We start from the raw sequence: 21,659 nt of genomic DNA on the forward strand, positions 1-21,659 counted from the left end.
GCCGTAACGCAGCCCGGCCACCGCAGCGAACGTGCTCGGTCGGACACGATCTGATTCGGGGATGTCGGCGGCGCCGTGGCGTGTGGACGTCCTCCCGATCGATGAGGGGTGCGCGCGTCGGCGGGGGCGATGCCCCGCCAAGGGCGAGTGGGCGCGAGCCTGCCGCAGACATGCGCCGAACGACGTGTTCGGCTCGTCGCCACCCGGGGGCGAGGATGCGATATGGATAAAGTGGGGATCTATGCGATTGATTGAGTACGACGCGTCCGAATTGACTCCTGAGGAGTGGCGCGACGGGGGCGAGGCTCGAGCGTTCAACCCGACGATCGCAGAGGTCGATGGCGGCTACGTCATCGCCTATCGCGTCGTCCAGGTCGACTCCGACCATCGGCGCATCGCCACCGCCCGCCTCGACGCCGATCTGGCGTTGGTGCCGGGCAGCGTCCGTCCTCTGTCGGACGAGATCGCATTCGCTGACGAGGGGCTTCCCGAGCGCGCGAAGACGTGGCACGCGGACCCCGTGTACCTGTGGCTGCGCGGCCGCCTCTACCTCCTCTGGAACGACGGGGGTGCTCGTCCGAGCAACCACCAGTTCCTTCTCGAGATGACGTCCGACGGTCAGCACCCGGCGTCGCCCGCCCGGGAGCTGACGACCCTCGACCGACGCCCGATCGAGAAGAACTGGACCCTCTTCGAGGCGGACGGCGAGGTCTACGCGAGCTACTCCTACCGGCCGCACCGCGTTCTCCGCGTCGACCTGGACAGCTCCGACACCCGCATCGTCGCGACGACGGCCCACCGCAGCAACTTCACGACGGACTACGAGCGCATCTTCGGCATCATCCGTGGCGGGGCACAGCCCGTCCGCCGCGGCGACAGCTTCCTCACCCTCGCGCACACGAGCTTCAAGACGGCCGACGGCCGTGTCTACCGGGGCGTGCTGCTCGAGTTCGAGGCGACGGCCCCCTTCCGGATCACCCGGATCGACGAGGTGCCCTTCGACCTCCCGAACCCCCGCGGCGCCAACTTCAAGCACGAGAAGCTCAACCCCGACGTGCACGAGGTCGTCTATCCGCGCGGCATGGTCCAGCGCGGCGACGACTGGGTGGTCGCCTACGGTCTCAACGACGAGGAGTGCGCTGTCGCCATCGTCCCCGGGGACGCGATCACGTCCGCCCTCGGTACGCAGGTGCGCAGCATCTTCACCACCGCGGATGCCCGTGCCCGCCTGACCTCGCTTCCTACCGAGGACGTCAGTTCCGGCTCGTCACCGAGCCTGCCGGTGTTCTGGTACGACGCGAAGAACAAGCTCTTCGACCCGTTCCCCGCCGGCCGTCGTTTCAAGACGGGCAACTTCGGCGACCTCGCCTCGCGCTGGGCGGCGAAGCGGGTTTCGGGCGTCGAGCTGCGCGAGCCCGCTCCCGGGGCACCTCGGCTGCTCGCGATCGGCTCCGTCCTGCAGCGCGCGACGGACGGCGATGTCGTCTGGGGGTCGGGCGTGAAGGGTGGCTCCGATCCGCTGCCGGTCGGGATCGACCTGGACGTGCGCGCGGTGCGTGGACCGTACTCACTGGAGTATCTGGCCGAGGCGGGCGTGTCGACGGAGCGCGTCACGCACACCTTCGACCCGGGCGTGCTCTTCCCGACCCTCTTCGCCTCGGAACTCGCTCAGACGCCCGACCGTCCGGGGCTCCGGATCGTGCCGCACTATCGCGATGACCTGGTCCTGCGCCGGAAGCACTACGAGCACCTCGATGCCTTCATCTCGGTCGACACGACTCCGCTCGGCATGATGCGAGCGATGAAGGGTGCGGACCGCGTGATCGCGAGTTCGCTGCACGGCATCATCTTCGCCGAGGCGATGGGGATCCCCGCCTACTGGTTGGCCCCGGTTGGCGGCGAGGACGAGCTCAAGTACTACGACTACTACTACGGCACCGGTCGTACGGACGTGAAGCGGTTCGAGTCGATCGACGACGCGATGCGGGCAGACCCCATGCCGCTTCCGACGTTCGACATCGAGGCCTACCTCGCGACGTTCCCCCACGACGCGGTCGACCGCCTGACCTCGGACATGATCCGTCCTGGCCAGCGGTTCCCGTTCACGCAGTGGGGACTCCACCACTTCGCCCGCAACTTCCAGCTGGCGGGTTTCGGCATCCGCGATCAGCAGGGCGTCTGGATGACGGAGCCCCGCGCCGCACTCAGCGGCGAGCTCGAGGGAGCTCCCGGCGACGTGTTCGACGTCACGATCACCTTCGCCCCCGGCGACCCCACCCTGTTCGCCAACTCGCAGAGCCTGCGCGTCCAGGCGAACGACGGCCCCGCGCAGGTCGTGCGGTGGCGCCCGGGCGGACGCGACCCCGTCGAGGTCACCTTCCAGGTGACCGCTCGCTCGACGAACCCCCTCCTGCAGCTGGACTTCGGTGTGACCCCCTCGCCGGCGACGACGAACATCACCCTCGTCGACAAGCTGGCCCGCCGCGACCCGACCGGGCTGCTCCGGAAGATGATCCCCGCAGCGCCGCTCGGCAAGAAGCCGCGCTACGGCGTCATCAAGGCGGTGCGGGTGTCGTCGCTCACGCGACGCGCGTGACTGCGCCGCGGGTGGGGCGTCCCTCGGGGCGCCTCACTCGCGCGGCGGGATGTCCGCGGGGTAGAGGCCCCGCAGATTCGCCAGCTCTTTCTTGTAGGTGAGCGCCTCGCTCATTCCCCACTTCTCGGCGAAGTCGAGTGACTGGCGGCCTTTGTCCTTGCCGGTGAAGTGCAGGACGAAGTGCTCGAAGCCGCCCGCGACGAAGTGGCGCGGCCGGCAGTTGAACGCGGTGTAGTCGAGTTGGGCGTAGAAGCCGTCGACCGCGAAATCCGGGTTCGTCATCATCTGATAGACGAGCGCATCCTGATCTCCACCCGTCCAGTACCCGTAGACCGAGTCGTCCCACCACTCGCGTGCCTTGGCCAGATCGGTCGCGATGGTGGCGTCGATGAGCTTCCGGCCCAGCTCGGTGTTGCGGATCAGCATCGTGCCCGAACTCATCCAGGTCCAGAGGCCGGTGTCCTTCGGGCTCGCGCAGAAGATGATCGTCGCATCCGGATGCGCCTCGATGAAGCTCGTCAGGGTCGTCTTGCGGCCGGTGAAGAAGGCGTCGTCGTCGATCCAGAAGAGCCAGTCGAACAGCGGCAGGAACTTCTTGATCTTGGCGAGCTTCAAGAAGAAGTTCTTGTGCTGAGCGGGTTCGGCCACTGGGGCGATGTCGAAGATGTAGGTGTACCCGTGGGCGCGCGCGTAGAGCTCGTGATTGACGTGCGCGTTCGTCCGCAAGCGGTCGCAGTAGCTGATGATCCCGACCCGCGGACCGGTTGGCTCGCTCATGGTCGGGATGTTACGGCACGGGTCGGAACGACCGCAGGCACTTGCGCTTCGCGGTGGCGCAGGGCATGTGGACGGATGCCGCCGGGTAGGATTCTCGTGCCTCACACCGCATACCGGCGCGCGCGCGTCAGACAGGTCTCGCTTTGTCTCTTCCCCCTGATGTCATCGTCTGTTCGTTCTTCACCGATGACGAGTACTACCGCGGATGGGCCAAGAAGCTCGAGGAGAACCTCGACGATCTGGGCATCGCGCACGTCTTGCGTGAGGTGCACAAGGAGCCTGGTCAAGACTGGGCTGACATCTGCCGCCAGAAGGTCGCCTTCCTCGACACCGTGTGCCGTGAGAACCCGGACGCGCGCGTGTTCTGGACGGATGTCGACTGCGAGATCCTCGACCTTCCCGCGTACGTCCGCAACTTCACGGCCGACATCATCGGCTTCCAGCACGGTTTCTCCCGCCCGATGGAGATCGGCTACAAAGCCGCCACTCGTTTCTGGGCGCCGAGCTTCATCGGCGTGAACACGACCCCGGCGGCCCGGAAGTTCGTCTCGGATGCCGCCGACTTCGAGCGCCTGTCGACGCTCAAGGCCACGGATGACTACTTCTTCGAGGAGTCCTGGCGCGCGAATGCGGACTCGCTCAGCTTCCAGGTGATCCCCGCCGGCGGCGTCCTGGGACGCGGTAACGGCGACGTCACCGCCTTCTACGCGTTCGGGTCGAGCGGCAACGTTCCGCAGTTCCGGAACCTGGTCGTGCAGCACACCGCTCCCGGAGCCAAGGCGGCTCCGACGTCCCGCGAGGCCGGCGCGATCGCCTGGAAGGTGCGCGTCAAGGTCGCCGCCTACCGGGCGCTCAAACAGGTCGACGCCGTCGTGACGCGGATCGCGCCGCAGCGTGCGCCTCTCGTGCGCGACTGGGTCAAGCAGCATCCGCTCATCCACCGCATCCGTCCGATCACGCCTCCCAAGGCCGACAACCACCGTTCCCGCCTTCTTGCGCAGGCCGTGGCCGTCGGTCAGCGGGGCGACCTCGAGCGTTTGGACGCGATCGAACGTCGGCTGCACGCCGGTGGCATCCTCTCCGCTGCGGAAGCCGCCACCGTCGATGCGGCGAAGGCGTTCGCGTCGTACGCCACCTTCGGGTCCCCGGCCGCTGACTCGGCCGACACGACCGCGGCGGTGCCCCTCGTCTGGTGGCCCCGTCCCTTCCCCGGCAACTTCGGGGACTGGTTGAGCCCGCTCATCGTGGCGAGCGTCGCGAACACTCCGGTGGAGTTCGTGCCGGCGACGGGCAACGCGCGCAAACCGCATCTCGTCGGCCTCGGTTCGATCGCGAAGTTTGCGAACGAACACTCCGTCGTGGTGGGTTCCGGTGCGTCTGCGGGCGATGCGGAGCTCCACCCCGGGGCGCGGTACCACTCGCTCCGTGGTCCGCTGACCGCCGACATCCTCACCGCCCGCGGCGGCCCCGCCGTCACCACCTTCGGCGATCCCGGAGTGCTCCTGCGTCGCGTCCTGCCCATGGAGCGCCCCGAGACGAACGGCCGGCTGGCACTCGTCCGTCACTTCACCCACGCGACGCTCCCGGTGCGCCGGCCCGCCGGCCTCGATGAGATCAGCGTGCTCCAGTCCAGCCCCGAGAGTCTGCGGACGTTCATCGAGAAGCTGCACCAGTACGACGGCATCGTCACGAGCGCGATGCACGTCGCGATCGCGTGCCACAGCTACGGCATCCCGGTAGCGTTGATCGGGTTCGAAGGTGCGGCGAGCACCGTCGCCGGCGACGGGATGAAGTACCGCGACTACTCGCTCGGCGCGGGTCTCGAGCGGCTCTGGGAGCCCCAGCAGCTGATCCTCGACCTGCGCAACGTCGACCTTCGGTCGATGCTCGACTCCGAGTACGTCGCCGAGGAGAAACTCGACGAGGTCGAGGCAGCCATCAAGAACGCCGTCGCCGACTGGCGAGATATCGTCGCCTGAATGTTCCGGGACATCTTCGCGGCGTTCGCCCAGCAGTTCCCGCGCTGGCGGGAGCGGCGCATGATCATCGCGCTCCTCGTGCTGATGGCGATCCTGCCGGTCGGGGAGCTCCTCGTCCTGCAGGTGTTCTCGAACCTGTTGGTCGAGGCTTCGCAGTCCCTCGCCGGACAGCTCGGCACGGTGGTGCTCCTCCTGTCGCTCTTCCTCGCGGGGTTCGCGGTGACACGAGGGCTCCAGCACGGGACGAAGTTCTGGCGTGTGCGCATCTTCCGCGCCGCGTTCGCCGACCTGCAGGACCGAACCGGAGCAGGCGCCGCGAACTGGCAGTGGGCGAGGGCCTTCGGCGTCTCGTCGATCATCGCCGACCTGATGCAGATCGTCGCGGTGCTGGGCGTGCTCTTCTACTTCGATCTCGTCATCGGAGGCGTGAGCGCCGTCCTGACGGTCGTCGTGATCATCCCCCTGTCGCTGCTGTACCGGCGTCAGCTGCGGGTTCAGCTCGAGTTGATGGATGCGCCGGTGAAGCGCGTCGAGGCGCCCATCCGGGAGCGCATCTACTCCGGCGAGTTCGCCGCGATCGCGGCATCCGCCGGAAGTGGGATCGCCCTCGCGCTCGTCGTGCTCCGGATCTTCTCCGGCGGGCTCGATGTCGCCACGGCGATCGTGCTCGCCATGGCCCTGCGCATCTACTTCGGCCGCATCGCGGCGCTGTCTCCGACGTTCATGCGCTTCGCGCGTGACTCACTGCGTCACCAGCGGGACGTGGAGCGGTATCTCGCCCGAAACGGGGGCGCCCCGGATCCGGCTGCCGACGGCGATTTCGACAGCGATACCGACGCCGACCCGGATGCGGTCGCCGCTCCCGTCAAGGACGAGAAAGCCGAGAGCCGGCGTCGATCGGCTCTGGTCGGCCGGATCCTCCTCGAGGCGCAGCGGGGCGAGAGCGCCCGCTTCCACCGGGCCGCGTCGCAGCTCTGGTCGAACGGCGATGTGACCGTGCCGGAGCGTAACGCGATGCGAGGCGCCGAGGCCTTCCTGGCTTACGCGACCGCGACCTCGGCCGAGGCGGTAGCCGACGATCCGGTTCCACTGTTCTGGTGGTCCAAGCCGTTCCCGGGTTCTTTCGACGAGTGGCTGAACCCCTATCTCCTGGGAGCATCGACAGGGCGGGCGGTGCGATTCGCTGCCGCGACGGGCGCGCAGGAGGTCCCGCCCCATCTCATGATGGGCGGGTCGCTCGCGTCCCATGCGCAGTCCCGCTCGATTCTCGTCGGAACGGGTGTGTCCAAACTCGAGGCCACCGTCGAGCCGACGGCCGAGTTCATCTCCCTCCGCGGACCGCTCACTCATCGCGTCGTCCGCCGCAACGGCGGCAGCGTCACCGACAGCTTCGGCGACCCCCGCCTTCTCCTCCGGCGCGTGCACCCGCTCACGCTCGGGGGCAACAACGGGCGGCTGGCCTTCGTGCGCAACCACTCGGATGCCGGCGTCCCCTACGTGCTCGCCGAGAACATGGATGAGATCTCCATCAGCGGTTCCGCTCCGGAACAGGTCGTCGGCCTCGTCGACCGACTCGCGACCTATCGCGGCGTCGTGACGACGAGCCTCGGCGTCCTCGTCGTCTGCCAGAGCTACGGCATCCCGAGTGCCCTCGCCTGTGAGGAAGAGAGCCGGCGGATCAAGCGTATGGACATGGAGCTCCGTGACCACCTGCTGGGCTCGGGTGCAGAGGGGGACTGGGAGCTCCACAAGGTTCCCCTCGACCTCGGCCGCGTGCCGTGGTCGCTCCGCCTCGTCGGTGAGAGGATCGCCGACACCAAGCTGGACGAGATCTCGGCGGCGCTCGAGTTCGGACTGAGCCGGCAGGCCGAAGCGGTCGCTGACGCCCTCGAGCGCGAGCTCGCGGATCAAGAGCTCCCGGGCGATGGCTGACCGTCCGGGTCGTCTTCGCGTCACGCAGCTGCTCGCCGACCCGAACCGGTCCGCTCGCCCCGTCGAGAACCCCTACACGTCGCTGCTCGTCTCCTCGTTGCCGGACGAACGGATCGAGACGCGGTACTTCGGATGGGCGGACGTGCTCACCTCGGACGCTGACGTGGTCCACATGCACTGGCCCGAGAACTCCCTCCGGCATCCGCGAACGGCTGTGCGTCTCCTCAAGCGCGCCCTGTTCCTGCTGTTCATCCTGCGCCTCCGGATGCGTCGGATCGCCGTCGTGCGGACGGTGCACAACGCGCGGCCGCACGAAGAGGGGGACCGCGGTGAGCGATGGATCCTCGGCCTGCTCGAGGCTCGGACGACGCTGTGGGTGACGCTCAACGACGTGACGCCGACGCCGGACCCCCGCAGGACGGTGGTCATCCCGCACGGGCACTATCGGGATCGGTTCGCCTCTCCGACGCCGGAGCCGCGGCGAGGGAATCTCGTCCACTTCGGGATGCTGAAGCCCTACAAGGGCGTCGATGAACTGATCAGCGCCTTCGCCGCCGTGCCCCACGAGCTCGATTACCGCCTGCACATCGTCGGGGAGAGTCACGACGGGCCGCTGACCGAGCGGGTGCGCGCGGCTTCGCGCCGCGATGAGCGGATGGATATCGACCTGCGGTTCGTCGACGAGACCGAACTGGCGGATGCCGTCGGTGCCGCGGAGATCGTCGTCCTGCCGTACCGCGCGATCGAGAACTCCGGCTCGGCGCTGCTCGCCCTGTCGCTGCATCGCCCTGTCATCCTCCCCGAGTCCCCTTCGACCCGGCTCCTGGAGGAGGAGTTCGGCGACGAGTGGGTCGGCCTCTACCGGGGACCGCTCACCGCCGAGACCCTCCAGCGCGCAGTCGAGGACCTCCGCGATCGACCGAGGGACGCCGCCGGCCCCGACATGTCGGAACGCGACTGGCCGCGCCTCGGCTCGCTGCTGGCCGATGCATACGACCGCGCTGCCGCATCGCTCAGGCGCCGGGCCTGATCACAGGCCGCCGACGAATGTGAGGATGGCGGCCACCTTCGCCGTCCACGAATGGGATTGGGCGAGTTGCGCGCCGGATCCGTTCGGCTCGCGCCCCTCCAGAGCCGCCTGCAGTGCGCTCTGGGCCTCCGCCTCGTCGGCGTAGGTGTAGACCCCGTTCGGGGGATCGGAGGCGATGACCGGAGTGCGACGCGAGACCACGTTCAGCCCGCTCGCGAGGTACTCGTACAGCTTCATGGGGCTGCGACCGGCGTTGCCGGGGTCATCCGACAGGGGCAACAGGCCCACGCGGGCCGCCGCGAAGCGCGCGGGGAGCTCGTCGTAGGGGAGAGCGCCGAGGACGGCGACGTTGTCGGGGAGCGTCGGGGGCTCGCCGGTGAGCGGCCCGATCAGCTCGAACCGCACGTCACGGTGCGCACCGGCCCAGCGTGCCACCTGCCCCCAGTCGAATCGCCGGTCGAGGGCGCCGGCGTAGACGCACGTCTCGGCGCGGATGCCGTTCGTCTCGGTGAACCGCGCCGTGTCGACACCGTTGGGCACGACGATCGCGGGCACGCGCACGTCGCCGAGGCCCCGCAGCACCTCGACCGACGTCGCGATGACACCGTCCACGTGGTGGAGGGCGTCACGCTGCAGACCGGCCTTCATCCCGCGCGGGTACTCGTCGGTCGGGCGGTAGACGACGATGTCGGCGAGCTCTCGCACGGACTGGTGCCACATCAGCGGTTGGTCCACGAGGACGAGGTCGAACCGGTCGAGCCGGCGCCGTCGTAGTTCGGTGGCGACGGAAAAGGTGCCGATGCCCGCGGGGAGCGCGGTACGCGGCACGATGTGTCGCACCCCCGAGGCATCCACTTCATCCGAGGGCGTTGCGCGCGCGCGACTGCGAGGGACGCGACCGAGCACGCGATGGACCATCGAGATCGGCGTCGAGAGGTGGACGACGTCGTGGCCGAGGCGGGCGAGTTCCGCGGAGAGGTGGTGGCTGCCGACGCGGAAGATCCCGTGGCTGTCGGTGTGGCTGACGAAGAGGATGCGCATGGGCTGATTCACGGCGTCTGTGCCGCCGATGTGCTCCAGAGGTCATCAGGGAACGCCTCGAGCAACGCCGCGGCATCCCACCCGCGGAGTGGAGGGGCAGGAGGCGTGTCCAGAGCGGCGCGCCAATCGGATGCCGCGACGGGAAGCGCTCGGCCCGTCCCCGCGTAGTAGTCCTCGTACTTGAAAGCCGGCTCGGTGCTCGCGGCGACGAGGACGGCGGGGACGCCGAACGCCTCCGCGACGACGATCCCGTGAAGCGAGCTCGCGATCACCGAATCCGCCGATGCGATCTGCCGGACCTTCTCGAGCGCCGGTCCCCTCGGCGACAACGCCGTCGGGGGGAAGCGGTGCCGGTCGTGCAGATTGGGGACGAGGACGGTGCCGCCGGAGCCGCGCACGATGCCGAGCTCGTCGTCCGTCCACAGGTGGGGGAGGAGGAGAGCCGGGTCACCGAACACCTCGCTCGAGCGGTTCCCTCCCTCACGCAGGCGGGCCGCGGTCAGCGGGCCGCGCACCGCGCGGACGTCGAGGTCCCTCGGGATCGGGGCGGGCTCCTTGACGTTCGCCCCGCTTCCCCAGACGACGTCGCCGGGGCGGGCGAGGTGCAGGATCGAGCCCACGGTGAGGATGCGGCGCAGCTCCGGCCGCTCCTCGAGTCCTCGCGATCGTGCGATGCGGGCCACGATCTCCGGGCCGAGCAGGTCGCCGAAATTGTTGACACGCGGACCCACGTGGATCCGTGCCGTCACCCGACCGGATCCGAGCTTCCGGCGAGGGTTCCAATACACGACGCGCGGCACGGTCCCTCATCTCGGTCGGCGAACGCCCCGAGCCTAGTCGACGGATGCCGCGCCCCCTTCGCCGGGCCGAGCGCAGCGATCCGCCGATTCGGTGAGGCCAGGGACATCTGTGAGGATGGGGGCCGACTGTAGACGTATCGAGAGGCTGCGACAGGTGCGGATCAAGAAGTGGCAACTTTTCGCGGGCGGTGCTGTCGTGCTCGCCGGTGGGCTCACGACGGCGATCATCGTCTCCAACTCCTTCGCCTCGAACGGCGTGGCGCCCACGACGCGGCCGACGGCCGAGGCGCAGCAGACGCCCACCCCGACACCGACTCCCGAGCCGCAGCCGGCACCGGAGCCGCAGTCCGCGCCGTCGTACGGTGATCTGGTCGGGTGGGATCAGGCAGGGACGACCACGGTCGCCCGGGTGCTGCCGCAGGTCGGCGATGCCGCGGCCGGGTCCGTCGCCGCGTACGTCGACGCTCCCGTGGTCGACAAGCAGACGACGGTCCTCCAGTCCGTCGCGAAGGTCGATGCGGGTGCGCAGTACACCTTCACGGCGCAGGTCCGCTCTGCCACGGCGTTCCCCGAGCCGGTCGACGCGAAGATCGTCGTCGGCGACACCGAGATCCCCCTCCCCGACATCAGTGCCGCATGGTCCGAGGTGACCGCGGACGTCCGCGTTCCCGCAGGCGCCGACACCGTGGCGGTGGGCCTCGTCGTCACCGGCCCGGTGCGCGGCCTCGGGCTCGACGCCGTCTCGCTCACTGCGGTGACCGGCGGATCGAACGCCGTCGCCAACGGCTCGTTCGAGGACGTCAAGACAGACGACCGCATCCTCAACCGCTCCCTCATCCTGCCGGCGAGCCGACCCGTGCTGGCCGTCCGGCTGCCCGAGGGCGCCGCTTCCTGGAAGGCTCTGGATGCCGCCGGCAAGGTCGCCGCGTCCGGTAAGGCCGATCTCTCGAGCCCCATCAGCAGTGTCGACCTGACCGGCCTGCCTCAGGGGTACTACGACGTCTCGGTCGAAGCGGGCGGCACGTCGGTGTCGACGCTTCTCGGCGTCGTCGATTTCGACGGGGTCGAGATCGCGAAGGACGACCGGTTCGGGGTGGGCCTGCACGTCGAGAACGGGATCTACGCCGGCGCCGCCGACCTCGCGGCATCCCTCGGGATCGGGATGGCGCGCAACGACGTCCTCTGGCGCGACAACGAGACAACGAAGGGGAGATACGACTTCGCGGACCACTACGTCGACGGCTTCGCCCGCCTCCACGCGCACGACATCAAGGTGCTCGGCATCGTCAACTACGGCAACTGGCTCTACGGCAACGGGCAGGTTCCGGTGTCGGGCAACGCCATCGCCGCCTACGGCAAGTACGCGGCTGCGATCGCCGACCGCTTCGACCTGGTCGGGCTCGAGGTCTACAACGAGTTCAATCACGCCCGCTTCAACAAGTCCTCCTGCGGCACCTCGCCGCGCTGCTACGTGCCGCTGCTGAAGTCCGTGCATGACCAGGTCCGCAAGGTCGACCCGAAGCTCCCGATCATCTCGGGGGCGACGGCGCGGTACGAGTCGGGTTGGTTCGACGGGCTGTGGCGTGCCGGCGGACTGAAGTACTCCGACGCCGTGAGCTTCCACCCGTACGAGGTATCCAGCAAGCCCGAATCGCTCGCCGGCATCATCGACGAAGCAGACAAGAGCATGTCGACCTACGGCGGCGGGAAGCGACCCATCTGGATCACTGAACTCGGAAGCTCGTCGAAGACGGGCGGCCGCACGGTGTCCGCTCAGGCCGACTACCTGGTCCGGACCGCGACGACCGCCCTCGCCGGCGGAGCCCAGAAGTTCTTCTGGTACGACCTCATCAACGATGATCCGGACCCCGCCAAGCACGAGGGCAACTTCGGCATGTACTACCAGAAGAGCAAGGGCGTCGCGGCTCTCCAGCCCAAGCCGGTCGGCTACGCCCAGGCCCTGATGATCTCGCAGCTCCAGGGGCGTGCGTTCGCGGCATCCGAGTCCGTGGGCAAGGGCATCCAGTCGCACCGTTTCGGCGACGAGGCGAATGCGGTGCGCATCGTCTGGTCGCCCGCCGGCGACGGCGCGATGACGCTCAAGAGCGACGTCCCGGTGGCCGTGACGAACATGAACGGGGCCACCCGGTCGGTCGCCCCGGTCGACGGCGTCGTGACGATCCCCGTGAGCCCGCGTCCCCAGTTCGTCCAGACGAGCGCGGCGCCCGCCAACGCGACTCCGACGCCGACTCCCACTCCGACGGCCTCCCAGGCTCCCGCCGAATAGACTGTGACCCATGCCTCCTGAGACCCGTCGCGGCGCCCGCGAAGCGGCCGCCCGAGCTGCGGGAGACGCGTCGCCGTCGACCGATGCCTCCACCGAAGCCAAGCCCAAGGCCTCGCGTCGCCGAATCGTGGGCCGCGTGGTCCTCGGCCTCGTGATCGTCGTCCTGGGGCTCTCCGCGTGGTTGGCCGTGAAGGTCGTCATCGCGAAGAACGGCCTCGAGTCCGCGCAGGCGGCGGTCGCGTCCATTCAGAACGGCGGGCAGGTCTCCGAGGCCATTCCGCGGCTCTCCTCGGGCGCGGCGGATGCGGCGGGCGCTGCAGCCGACCCGGTCTGGCGCATGGCGGAGTTCCTCCCCTTCGCCGGCGACAACCTCCGCGGCGTGCGGCTGGCGTCCGAGACGCTCGACGTCTTCGCGAACGGCGTCGGTCGCCCGGTCTTCGCCATGCAGGATGACGGCAAGGGCAAGATCCTCGCCCGTGCGCTGCCGCTCATCGAGGCCGCAGCGCCGAAGCTCGACAAGCTCCGCGGCGAGCTGACGGGTGTCGCCGCTTCGGGCAGTCTCGTCGGGCCGGTGAAGGCCGGCGTCGAGCAGGTAGCAGAGGTGGCGGATGCCGCCGGGCCGCTGTTCGATCTCTTGCCCCGACTCCTCGGCTCGGACGAGAAGCAGAACTACCTGCTGGTGTTCCAGAACAACGCGGAAGCCCTGCCTCTGGGAGGAAGCTCCGCCTCGCAGACGCTCATCACCGCCGATGCCGGTGACCTCGCGATCGCCAACCAGGCCAGCAGCGCCTCCTTCGTCGAGGGGTCGTTCGTCGACATCGACCTGCCCGAGTCCGCGAAGACGCTCTACGGCAGCCGCTACGGCAGCTACATCAACCTCGCGCCGTCGCAGCCCGACTGGCCCGGGGCGGCCGCCATGGTCAAGGCGTTCTGGAACCGCGACATCGACGACACGCGGATCGACGGCGTCATCTCGGTGGACCCCGTCGCCCTGCAGCGCATCCTCCTCGCGACCGGCCCCATCGAGGTCGACGGGATCACCATCGATCACAACAACGCCGTGAAGACCCTCCTGAGCGACGTCTACAAGTGGTGGAACCCGTACGACGATCCCGACCTCAAGTCGGACGCCTTCTTCGCCGGTGTGGCGGGCTCCGTTTTCAGCAAGATCGCCAGTGGCGACTTCAACATCAAGGACATGGCCTGGGCCATGACCGAGAGCATCAACCGCGGCAGCATCCTCGCGTGGAGCAGCGATGCCGAGACGCAGGAGATCATCGGTGAATCGGGACGCCTGTCCGGCATCCTGCCGAAGGAGAACACCGCGCAGACGGTGAATGGCGTCTTCTTCCGCAACGTCTCCGCGTCGAAAATCGACTACTACACGAAGACGGCCGTCGAATCGACGCTCTCCTGTGCCGATGGGGTCACGACCCTCACGACCACCGCCAAGGTCTCGCTCGACATCACCCAGGGTGCAGCCGAGGATCTTCCGACGTACGTGCAGAGTCGGGCTCAGGGCGCGAAGTACTTCGGCACGCAGGTCTACATGTACGCGCCTCCGGGAATGGAGCTCGCCTCCACCGAGACCACCGGTGGTGCCTCCGCCTTCCGGCAGGGGAACGTCGACCTCGGCCGGGTCGTCGAGCCCTTCCAGGCCCGATTGACCCCCGGCGGGACCTTCACCGTGACCGCGACCTTCACGGGGAAGGGCGATTTCGGACCCCTCGAGCTGTGGACCACCCCGATGATCCACGAGACCAAGACGACGGTCACCGACACGTGCCATTGAGCGGCTGAGCGGGTATTTCCAGCTGTTTGATAACATCCTCGGAGACCGGCACCCGTCCGTCGTCGAAGATGCGAGGCCTGCCGGAGGAGTGGACGTCGTCCGCGCCGTCGACAGGAAGGCAGACCTCCGTGATGCAGACCGCTTGCACTCCGGCGTGGGGTCACCGCACCGGTCAGGCGGGCGAAGGGTGCCCGTGCTGAGGCGGGCCGCCGAACGGCAGGGCACTCGCATCGGGCGGCGCCTCGGCCGGCGCCCGAGCAAGCCGTCGCTGGTCGTCCCCGCGCGTCGCTCCGCGCGTGATTGGCCGGCGCGGTTCAGCGGTCGCATCGCCTACAGCGATCTCGTCGTCATCGTCGCCGTGCTGTTGGCCTTCCGGTTCCTGGTCCTCCCCGACACGCAGCGGGACGTGACGTGGCCGAGTGGTCCGCAGATCCCGTACGACGTCGCCCTCGGTCTGATCGGGATCGTGTGGCTGGTGGCGTTGAGCGTCTTCGAGACGCGGGATCGCAACATCGTCGGTGCGGGCGAACAGGAGTACCGCCGGTTGGTGAACGCGACGATCGCCGTGTTCGCGATCTTCGTGTCGGTCGCGTTCTTTCTGCGCATCGAGGTCTCGCGCGGTCTGTTCCTCGTCGCGATGCCGGTGGGTCTCGTGGCGCTCATTTTCTCGCGCTGGCTGTGGCGCATCTGGCTGCGGCGGCAGCAGCGCCGGTCGAAGTACGTCTACCGCGCACTCGTCCTGGGAGAACCGGCGAAGGTCGGCATGATCATCCGCGCGATCCGGCGGGCGGACACCTCCGGATTCGACATCGTGGGTGTTGTGACGAATGCGCGCGGCCGGCAGTCCATCGGCGACGTGCCGGTCGTCGGCGGCTTCGCCCACGCGATGCAGGCGATGGATGCCACCGATGCCGACACGATCATCGTCGCGGAGGCGGACGAGGTCCACCCCGAGATGATGCGTCAACTCGGATGGGATGTCGCGGACCGCAACGGCAACCTCGTCGTCGCTCCGGCGCTGACCGATGTGGCGGGCCCCCGCATCCATTCCCGCCCTGCGGCGGGTCTGCCTCTCGTGCACGTCGAGTTCCCCCGGCTCGAGGGCGTCCGTCGGTTCGCCAAGCGGACGTTCGACCTGTTCGGCTCCGTAGCCCTCATCGTCGTCTTCTCCCCGGTCATGCTCGTCACCGCCGTGGCGATCCGGATGGAGACGCCGGGGCGCGTTCTCTACCGCCAGCCGCGGATCGGCCTGGGCGGCGACGAGTTCGGGATGCTGAAGTTCCGCTCGATGGTCGCGGACGCCGACGACCAGCTCGCAAGTCTGCTGGACATGCAGGGGACGAACGACAGTCCTCTGTTCAAGGTGGCCGACGACCCGCGCATCACGAAGGTCGGCCGCGTCATCCGCAAGCACTCGCTGGACGAGCTCCCGCAGCTGTTCAACGTCCTCGTCGGCACGATGAGTCTCGTCGGACCCCGCCCGCAGCGTGCCGCCGAGGTCGCGCTGTACGACGACGCCGCGCACCGCCGGCTGCGTGTGAAGCCCGGGATGAGCGGTCTGTGGCAGGTCAGTGGACGGTCCACCCTGTCGTGGGAGGACGCGCTGCGCCTCGACCTCTACTACGTCGAGAACTGGTCGTTCATGCAGGACCTGCAGATCCTGGTGCGCACGCTGACGGCTGTCATCGCGCCGGGCCGGACGGCTCACTGAGGCCGATGGGGGAGCGTACCCCGGTGCGCGACACGCCCGGGTTTGCGACACGCCCGGACGGCACGTAGACTGTACAGGTTCCACATTCCTGCGCTCTGCGCGGGATCACTGCCAGGGCAGTGCATAGGCGTGAAGCCTAGGCCGCGGGCAGCAGAACATCACATCCCCACACCCCACTCCGGAAACGGATCTGCACGCATGCGTGCGCGGGGACGGGATGCCGCAGGTAGCCCTGCGGACTGACATCAGAACAGCGGTGCCGATCACCTCGCCTCCGGGCGGGGAGAAGTGCCCGGCGCGTAAGCGCCCCGTGCGTCCAATGCCCCCGAGGTACGACGCGAGAAAGAGAGTGAGCAGACAATGGCGGGACAGAAGATCCGCATTCGCCTGAAGTCGTATGACCACGAGGTCATCGACTCGTCGGCACGCAAAATCGTCGACACCGTGACCCGTGCGGGCGCGACGGTCGTGGGCCCCGTGCCCCTTCCGACCGAGAAGAACGTGATCGCCGTGATCCGTTCGCCGCACAAGTACAAGGACAGCCGCGAGCACTTCGAGATGCGCACCCACAAGCGCCTCATCGACATCATCGACCCGACGCCCAAGGCCGTCGACTCGCTGATGCGTCTCGACCTCCCGGCCGACGTCAACATCGAGATCAAGCTCTGAGGTCGATCATCATGGCTGACATCAACTCCAAGGTTTCCAAGGGCCTGCTGGGCACCAAGCTCGGCATGACCCAGGTCTGGGACGAGAACGGCAAGGTCGTTCCCGTCACCGTCATCGAAGTCGCCCCCAACGTGGTGACCCAGGTGCGCACGCCCGAGCGCGACGGCTACAACGCCGTTCAGATCGCTTACGGCCAGATCGACCCCCGCAAGGTCAACAAGCCCCAGACGGCTCACTTCGACGCCGCTGGTGTGACCCCGCGCCGCCACCTCACCGAGGTGCGCACGGCGGATGCCGCTGACTACTCACTCGGTCAGGAGCTCACCGTCGACGCCACCTTCGAGGCCGGCCAGCTGGTCGACGTCGTCGGCACCAGCAAGGGCAAGGGCTTCGCCGGTGTCATGAAGCGTCACAACTTCAAGGGCGTCTCGGCTTCGCACGGTGCGCACCGCAACCACCGCAAGCCCGGCTCGATCGGCGCATCGTCGACCCCGAGCCGCGTCTTCAAGGGCATGCGCATGGCCGGCCGTATGGGTGGCGAGCGCGTGACCGTCCTCAACCTCACGGTGCACGCCGTCGACGCCGAGAAGGGTCTGCTGCTCGTCAAGGGCGCCGTCCCCGGTGCTCGTGGCCGCATCGTCTACGTCCGCAACGCAGTGAAGGGTGCCTGATCATGGCTGACTCGACTCTCGCGCTCGACGTCGTGAAGGCAGACGGCAAGAAGGCCGGCTCCGTGGAGCTGCCCGCCGCACTGTTCGACGTCAAGACGAACATCCCCCTCATCCACCAGGTCGTCGTCGCGCAGCTCGCGGCGGCTCGCCAGGGCACCCACTCGACCAAGCGTCGCGGTGAGGTCTCGGGCGCCGGCCGCAAGCCCTTCAAGCAGAAGGGCACCGGTAACGCCCGTCAGGGCTCGATCCGCGCGCCGCACATGACCGGTGGTGGCATCGTCCACGGACCGAAGCCGCGCAACTACTCGCAGCGCACCCCCAAGAAGATGGTCGCCGCCGCCCTCCTGGGTGCGCTCAGCGACCGGGCACGCGGTGGTCGTCTGCACGTTGTCGACTCGTTCGGCATCGAAGGCGCTCCCTCGACGAAGGCCGCTGTCGCGGTCCTCGGCCAGCTCGCGCCGACCAAGAACGTCATGGTCGTCATCACCCGTGATGACGAGCTGACCGTCAAGAGCGTCCGCAACCTCGCGTACGTCCACGTGCTGACGTTCGACCAGCTCAACGCCTACGACGTGCTCGTCTCCGACGACATCGTCTTCACCAAGGCCGCCTACGACGCGTTCGTCGCTGCGAAGGCCGGCGCCACCGAGGAGGTCTCGGCATGACCGCCGTCAACAAGGACCCGCGCGACATCATCCTGAAGCCGGTCGTCTCCGAGAAGAGCTACGGGCTCATCGACGAGGGCAAGTACACGTTCCTCGTGGACCCCCGCGCCACCAAGACCGAGATCAAGCTCGCCATCGAGAAGATCTTCGGTGTCAAGGTCGCGTCGGTGAACACGCTCAACCGCCCGGGCAAGGCCCGCCGCACCCGCTTCGGCACCGGTAAGCGCAAGGACACCAAGCGCGCCATCGTGAGCCTGAAGTCGGGCACCATCGACATCTTCACGGCCGTCGGCTGACAGCTGGGATAGAGGACTAGAGACATGGCTATTCGCAAGTACAAGCCCACGACCCCCGGTCGTCGCGGTTCGTCGGTCGCCGACTTCGCTGAGATCACGCGGTCGACGCCCGAGAAGTCGCTCCTTCGCCCGTTGGCGAAGACCGGTGGTCGCAACAACCAGGGCCGCATCACGACCCGTCACATCGGTGGTGGCCACAAGCGCCAGTACCGCGTCATCGACTTCCGTCGTAACGACAAGGACGGCGTCAACGCCAAGGTCGCTCACATCGAGTACGACCCCAACCGCACCGCACGCATCGCGCTGCTGCACTACTTCGACGGTGAGAAGCGTTACATCCTCGCCCCGAACAAGCTGTCGCAGGGTGACATCGTCGAGTCGGGTGCTGGCGCCGACATCAAGCCCGGCAACAACCTGCCGCTGCGCAACATCCCCACCGGTACCGTGATCCACGCGATCGAGCTCCGCCCCGGCGGCGGCGCGAAGATGGCGCGCTCGGCTGGTGCGTCCGTCCGCCTCGTGGCGAAGGACGGCCCCTACGCGCAGCTTCGTCTGCCCTCGGGTGAGATCCGCAACGTCGACGCACGTTGCCGCGCCACCATCGGTGAGGTCGGCAACGCCGAGCAGTCCAACATCAACTGGGGTAAGGCCGGCCGTAACCGCTGGAAGGGCATCCGCCCGACCGTGCGTGGTGTCGCCATGAACCCGGTCGACCACCCGCACGGTGGTGGTGAGGGTAAGACCTCCGGTGGACGTCACCCCGTCACTCCTTGGGGCCAGGCCGAGGGTCGTACCCGGCACCCCAACAAGGAAAGCGACAAGTTGATCGTTCGCCGTCGCAACGCCGGCAAGAAGCGGAAGTAGGAGTAGAGGAAGATGCCTCGCAGCCTTAAGAAGGGCCCCTTCGTCGACGAGCACCTGCTTCGCAAGGTCGTCTCGCAGAACGAAGCCGGTACCAAGAACGTCATCAAGACCTGGTCGCGCCGTTCGATGATCATCCCCGCCATGCTGGGACACACCATCGCCGTGCACGACGGACGCAAGCACATCCCCGTGTTCGTGTCCGAGACCATGGTCGGTCACAAGCTGGGCGAGTTCGCGCCCACCCGCACCTTCCGCGGCCACGAGAAGGACGACAAGAAGGGTCGTCGCCGCTAAGGCGGTGGCGCTCTCAGAGAGAGGAAGAGGAGGAGTAGTAATGGTGGAATCCATCGCACGCGTGAAGCACATCCGCGTGACCCCTCAGAAGGCTCGTCGTGTCGTCGCGCTCATCAAGGGCAAGCAGGCTCAGGAGGCTCTCGCCATCCTGAAGTTCGCTCCCCAGGGTGCCAGCGAGCCCATCTACAAGCTCGTGGCCGCCGCGGTCGCGAATGCTCGTGTGAAGGCCGACAAGGACAACGAGTTCCTGGACGATCAGGATCTGTACGTGAAGAACGCCTACGTGGACGAGGGCACGACGCTGAAGCGTTTCCAGCCCCGCGCCCAGGGTCGCGCGTTCCAGATCAAGAAGCGCACCAGCCACATCACCGTGGTGCTCTCGACCCCCGAGGTCGCTGACACCGCTGCGGCTGACACCAAGAAGGCGAGCAAGTAATGGGACAGAAGGTCAACCCGTACGGCTTCCGCCTCGGCATCACCACCGACCACGTGTCGCGCTGGTTCTCGGACTCCACCAAGCCCGGGCAGCGTTACGCCGACTACGTGGCCGAGGACGTCAAGATCCGTCGTCTCCTGACGACGTCGCTCGACCGTGCCGGCGTGAGCAACATCGAGATCGAGCGCACGCGTGACCGCGTCCGCGTCGACATCCACACCGCCCGTCCGGGCATCGTGATCGGCCGCCGCGGCGCCGAGGCCGAGCGCATCCGCGCCGACCTCGAGAAGCTCACGGGCAAGCAGATCCAGCTGAACATCCTCGAGGTCAAGAACCCCGAGGCCGACGCTCAGCTGGTCGCCCAGGGCATCGCCGAGCAGCTCTCCGCTCGTGTGGCGTTCCGCCGCGCGATGCGCAAGGGTCTGCAGGGCGCGCAGCGTGCCGGTGCCAAGGGTGTCCGCATCCAGGTCTCCGGCCGTCTCGGCGGCGCTGAGATGAGCCGGTCGGAGTTCTACCGCGAAGGCCGTGTGCCCCTGCACACGCTCCGCGCGAACATCGACTACGGCTTCTACGAGGCCAAGACCACCTTCGGCCGCATCGGCGTGAAGGTCTGGATCTACAAGGGCGACCTCACCAACAAGGAGCTCGCTCGCGAGCAGGCCAACGCACCGAAGTCCCGTCGTGACGACCGTGGCGGCGACCGCCGCCGTGGCCCGCGCAACGAGGCCCCCGTCGCAGAAGGAGCGTCAGCCTGATGCTTATTCCCCGCAAGGTCAAGTACCGCAAGCAGCACCACCCGAAGCGCGACGGCGCCGCCACCGGCGGCACCACGGTCAGCTTCGGTGAGTACGGCATCCAGGCTCTGACCCCCGCGTACGTGACCAACCGTCAGATCGAGTCCGCTCGTATCGCCATGACGCGTCACATCAAGCGTGGTGGAAAGGTGTGGATCAACATCTACCCCGACCGTCCGCTCACGAAGAAGCCGGCCGAAACCCGCATGGGTTCCGGTAAGGGTTCGCCCGAGTGGTGGGTCGCCAACGTCAAGCCGGGTCGCGTCCTCTTCGAGGTCGCGGGCGTCAACGAGGAACTCGCTCGTGAGGCCCTGACCCGTGCTATCCACAAGCTGCCGCTCAAGGCACGCATCATCAAGCGCGAGGAGGGCGACGCGTAATGGCTGTCGGCACCAAGACGCTCGCCCCGAGCGAGCTGGACACATTCGAAGACCAGCGCCTCGTGGAGGAGCTGCGCAAGGCCAAGGAAGAGCTGTTCAACCTGCGCTTCCAGTCGGCCACCGGCCAGCTCGAGAGCCACGGCCGCATCCGTGCGGTCAAGCGCGACATCGCGCGGCTCTACACCGTCATCCGCGAGCGGGAGCTCGGCATCCGTGCCACCCCCGCCCCGGTCGAGACGGCCACCAAGGCGAAGAAGAGCAAGGCCAAGAAGGCGGACGAGTCCGCTGAGGCCGCGAAGGAAGAGGCCGAGTGATGGCTAAGAAGGATGCCGCCGAGGCGACCGTGGCCGCTGGTCACGAGTCGTCCGAGCACGACGTCCGCGACGTCAACGCCCGTGGGTACCGCAAGGCCCGCCGTGGCTACGTCGTCAGCGACAAGATGGACAAGACGATCGTCGTCGAGGTCGAGGACCGCGTGAAGCACCCCCTCTACGGCAAGGTCATCCGCCGCACGTCCAAGGTGAAGGCTCACGACGAGCAGAACTCCGCGGGCATCGGTGACCTCGTCCTCATCAACGAGACCCGTCCGCTCAGCGCCACGAAGCGCTGGCGCCTGGTCGAGATTCTCGAGAAGGCGAAGTAACC

General features: G+C 67.9%; 21 protein-coding genes. 18 read left to right on the top strand and 3 right to left on the bottom strand.

Features of this window, described 5'->3' with window-relative positions:
- Window positions 1-241 precede the first annotated feature (241 nt).
- Window positions 242-2,596, top strand: a complete 2,355-nt coding sequence (locus AC4NN1_RS12205; RefSeq protein ID WP_018187362.1) for a polysaccharide pyruvyl transferase family protein — start codon at window positions 242-244, stop codon at window positions 2,594-2,596.
- Window positions 2,597-2,629: 33 nt separating this feature from the next.
- Here the strand turns inward: AC4NN1_RS12205 and AC4NN1_RS12210 are convergent, their stop codons facing one another.
- The gene (locus AC4NN1_RS12210) at window positions 2,630-3,373 is read right to left on the bottom strand and encodes a glycosyltransferase family protein (protein ID WP_311859827.1); all 744 of its coding nucleotides are present in this window, start codon (window positions 3,371-3,373) and stop codon (window positions 2,630-2,632) included.
- Between the two features lie 143 nt (window positions 3,374-3,516).
- On the opposite strand from AC4NN1_RS12210, the gene AC4NN1_RS12215 reads away from it, so the two are divergent.
- The 3 genes from AC4NN1_RS12215 to AC4NN1_RS12225 are packed head-to-tail and all read left to right on the top strand — an operon-like array spanning window position 3,517 to window position 8,314.
- Window positions 3,517-5,352, top strand: coding sequence for a glycosyltransferase family protein (locus tag AC4NN1_RS12215; RefSeq protein WP_491955468.1), 1,836 nt, complete (start codon window positions 3,517-3,519; stop codon window positions 5,350-5,352).
- Complete coding sequence (locus AC4NN1_RS12220; RefSeq protein ID WP_491955469.1) at window positions 5,353-7,284, top strand: hypothetical protein; 1,932 nt, start codon at window positions 5,353-5,355, stop codon at window positions 7,282-7,284.
- The gene (locus tag AC4NN1_RS12225; protein ID WP_336124762.1) at window positions 7,277-8,314 is read left to right on the top strand and encodes a glycosyltransferase; all 1,038 of its coding nucleotides are present in this window, start codon (window positions 7,277-7,279) and stop codon (window positions 8,312-8,314) included. Before AC4NN1_RS12220 ends, AC4NN1_RS12225 begins: the two co-directional genes overlap by 8 nt.
- On the opposite strand, the gene AC4NN1_RS12230 is transcribed toward AC4NN1_RS12225, so the two are convergent.
- Window positions 8,315-9,355 (bottom strand): glycosyltransferase family protein, encoded by a 1,041-nt coding sequence (locus AC4NN1_RS12230; RefSeq protein WP_491955470.1) that lies wholly within the window; start codon window positions 9,353-9,355, stop codon window positions 8,315-8,317. It abuts the gene before it with no gap.
- A gap of 8 nt (window positions 9,356-9,363) precedes the next feature.
- Entirely contained in the window at window positions 9,364-10,104 is a 741-nt protein-coding gene (locus tag AC4NN1_RS12235; RefSeq protein ID WP_491955471.1) for a polysaccharide pyruvyl transferase family protein, read from the bottom strand.
- Window positions 10,105-10,309: 205 nt separating this feature from the next.
- On the opposite strand from AC4NN1_RS12235, the gene AC4NN1_RS12240 reads away from it, so the two are divergent.
- From AC4NN1_RS12240 to rpsQ, 14 genes are all read left to right on the top strand, one after another.
- Window positions 10,310-12,442: a glycoside hydrolase 5 family protein gene (locus tag AC4NN1_RS12240; protein ID WP_491955472.1), complete on the top strand. Its 2,133-nt coding sequence runs from the start codon at window positions 10,310-10,312 to the stop codon at window positions 12,440-12,442.
- Between the two features lie 10 nt (window positions 12,443-12,452).
- Entirely contained in the window at window positions 12,453-14,234 is a 1,782-nt protein-coding gene (locus tag AC4NN1_RS12245) for a DUF4012 domain-containing protein (RefSeq protein WP_336124756.1), read from the top strand.
- Window positions 14,235-14,427: 193 nt separating this feature from the next.
- Complete coding sequence (locus AC4NN1_RS12250) at window positions 14,428-15,945, top strand: sugar transferase (RefSeq protein WP_363454869.1); 1,518 nt, start codon at window positions 14,428-14,430, stop codon at window positions 15,943-15,945.
- 360 nt (window positions 15,946-16,305) lie between these two features.
- Window positions 16,306-16,614 (top strand): 30S ribosomal protein S10, encoded by a 309-nt coding sequence (gene rpsJ / locus AC4NN1_RS12255; protein ID WP_018171443.1) that lies wholly within the window; start codon window positions 16,306-16,308, stop codon window positions 16,612-16,614.
- Window positions 16,615-16,625: 11 nt separating this feature from the next.
- A complete protein-coding gene (gene rplC / locus AC4NN1_RS12260) occupies window positions 16,626-17,285 on the top strand; it encodes a 50S ribosomal protein L3 (protein ID WP_018187352.1) in 660 nt (219 codons plus the stop codon).
- 2 nt (window positions 17,286-17,287) lie between these two features.
- Window positions 17,288-17,950: a 50S ribosomal protein L4 gene (gene rplD / locus AC4NN1_RS12265; protein ID WP_018187351.1), complete on the top strand. Its 663-nt coding sequence runs from the start codon at window positions 17,288-17,290 to the stop codon at window positions 17,948-17,950.
- Complete coding sequence (gene rplW, locus AC4NN1_RS12270; protein WP_018187350.1) at window positions 17,947-18,246, top strand: 50S ribosomal protein L23; 300 nt, start codon at window positions 17,947-17,949, stop codon at window positions 18,244-18,246. Before rplD ends, rplW begins: the two co-directional genes overlap by 4 nt.
- A gap of 24 nt (window positions 18,247-18,270) precedes the next feature.
- A complete protein-coding gene (gene rplB / locus AC4NN1_RS12275) occupies window positions 18,271-19,110 on the top strand; it encodes a 50S ribosomal protein L2 (RefSeq protein ID WP_018187349.1) in 840 nt (279 codons plus the stop codon).
- Window positions 19,111-19,122: 12 nt separating this feature from the next.
- On the top strand, window positions 19,123-19,404 hold the full coding sequence (gene rpsS, locus AC4NN1_RS12280) for a 30S ribosomal protein S19 (RefSeq protein WP_018187348.1): 282 nt from the start codon (window positions 19,123-19,125) through the stop codon (window positions 19,402-19,404).
- A gap of 40 nt (window positions 19,405-19,444) precedes the next feature.
- Window positions 19,445-19,840 (top strand): 50S ribosomal protein L22, encoded by a 396-nt coding sequence (rplV, locus tag AC4NN1_RS12285; RefSeq protein WP_018187347.1) that lies wholly within the window; start codon window positions 19,445-19,447, stop codon window positions 19,838-19,840.
- Entirely contained in the window at window positions 19,840-20,595 is a 756-nt protein-coding gene (gene rpsC, locus AC4NN1_RS12290) for a 30S ribosomal protein S3 (RefSeq protein ID WP_018187346.1), read from the top strand. The genes rplV and rpsC overlap by 1 nt, the downstream gene beginning before the upstream one ends.
- Window positions 20,595-21,014: a 50S ribosomal protein L16 gene (gene rplP, locus AC4NN1_RS12295; protein ID WP_018187345.1), complete on the top strand. Its 420-nt coding sequence runs from the start codon at window positions 20,595-20,597 to the stop codon at window positions 21,012-21,014. The genes rpsC and rplP overlap by 1 nt, the downstream gene beginning before the upstream one ends.
- Window positions 21,014-21,328 carry a 50S ribosomal protein L29 gene (gene rpmC / locus AC4NN1_RS12300; protein ID WP_018187344.1) on the top strand — a complete coding sequence of 105 codons (315 nt, stop codon included), beginning with the start codon at window positions 21,014-21,016 and terminating at the stop codon, window positions 21,326-21,328. The genes rplP and rpmC overlap by 1 nt, the downstream gene beginning before the upstream one ends.
- On the top strand, window positions 21,328-21,657 hold the full coding sequence (gene rpsQ, locus AC4NN1_RS12305; protein WP_018187343.1) for a 30S ribosomal protein S17: 330 nt from the start codon (window positions 21,328-21,330) through the stop codon (window positions 21,655-21,657). The genes rpmC and rpsQ overlap by 1 nt, the downstream gene beginning before the upstream one ends.
- Window positions 21,658-21,659 lie beyond the last annotated feature (2 nt).

It is taken from the genome of Microbacterium sp. MDV22-iso44, from assembly GCF_058629135.1.

Excerpts from the sequence above, each read along its gene's own strand:
- AC4NN1_RS12205 (WP_018187362.1), top strand. The coding sequence starts at position 242 with ATGCGATTGATTGAGTACGACGCGTCCGAATTGACTCCTGAGGAGTGG.
- AC4NN1_RS12210 (WP_311859827.1), bottom strand. The coding sequence starts at position 3,373 with ATGAGCGAGCCAACCGGTCCGCGGGTCGGGATCATCAGCTACTGCGAC.
- AC4NN1_RS12220 (WP_491955469.1), top strand. The coding sequence starts at position 5,353 with ATGTTCCGGGACATCTTCGCGGCGTTCGCCCAGCAGTTCCCGCGCTGG.
- AC4NN1_RS12225 (WP_336124762.1), top strand. The coding sequence starts at position 7,277 with ATGGCTGACCGTCCGGGTCGTCTTCGCGTCACGCAGCTGCTCGCCGAC.
- AC4NN1_RS12230 (WP_491955470.1), bottom strand. The coding sequence starts at position 9,355 with ATGCGCATCCTCTTCGTCAGCCACACCGACAGCCACGGGATCTTCCGC.
- AC4NN1_RS12245 (WP_336124756.1), top strand. The coding sequence starts at position 12,453 with ATGCCTCCTGAGACCCGTCGCGGCGCCCGCGAAGCGGCCGCCCGAGCT.
- rpsJ (WP_018171443.1), top strand. The coding sequence starts at position 16,306 with ATGGCGGGACAGAAGATCCGCATTCGCCTGAAGTCGTATGACCACGAG.
- rplC (WP_018187352.1), top strand. The coding sequence starts at position 16,626 with ATGGCTGACATCAACTCCAAGGTTTCCAAGGGCCTGCTGGGCACCAAG.
- rplD (WP_018187351.1), top strand. The coding sequence starts at position 17,288 with ATGGCTGACTCGACTCTCGCGCTCGACGTCGTGAAGGCAGACGGCAAG.
- rplW (WP_018187350.1), top strand. The coding sequence starts at position 17,947 with ATGACCGCCGTCAACAAGGACCCGCGCGACATCATCCTGAAGCCGGTC.
- rplB (WP_018187349.1), top strand. The coding sequence starts at position 18,271 with ATGGCTATTCGCAAGTACAAGCCCACGACCCCCGGTCGTCGCGGTTCG.
- rpsS (WP_018187348.1), top strand. The coding sequence starts at position 19,123 with ATGCCTCGCAGCCTTAAGAAGGGCCCCTTCGTCGACGAGCACCTGCTT.
- rplV (WP_018187347.1), top strand. The coding sequence starts at position 19,445 with ATGGTGGAATCCATCGCACGCGTGAAGCACATCCGCGTGACCCCTCAG.
- rpsC (WP_018187346.1), top strand. The coding sequence starts at position 19,840 with ATGGGACAGAAGGTCAACCCGTACGGCTTCCGCCTCGGCATCACCACC.
- rplP (WP_018187345.1), top strand. The coding sequence starts at position 20,595 with ATGCTTATTCCCCGCAAGGTCAAGTACCGCAAGCAGCACCACCCGAAG.
- rpmC (WP_018187344.1), top strand. The coding sequence starts at position 21,014 with ATGGCTGTCGGCACCAAGACGCTCGCCCCGAGCGAGCTGGACACATTC.
- rpsQ (WP_018187343.1), top strand. The coding sequence starts at position 21,328 with ATGGCTAAGAAGGATGCCGCCGAGGCGACCGTGGCCGCTGGTCACGAG.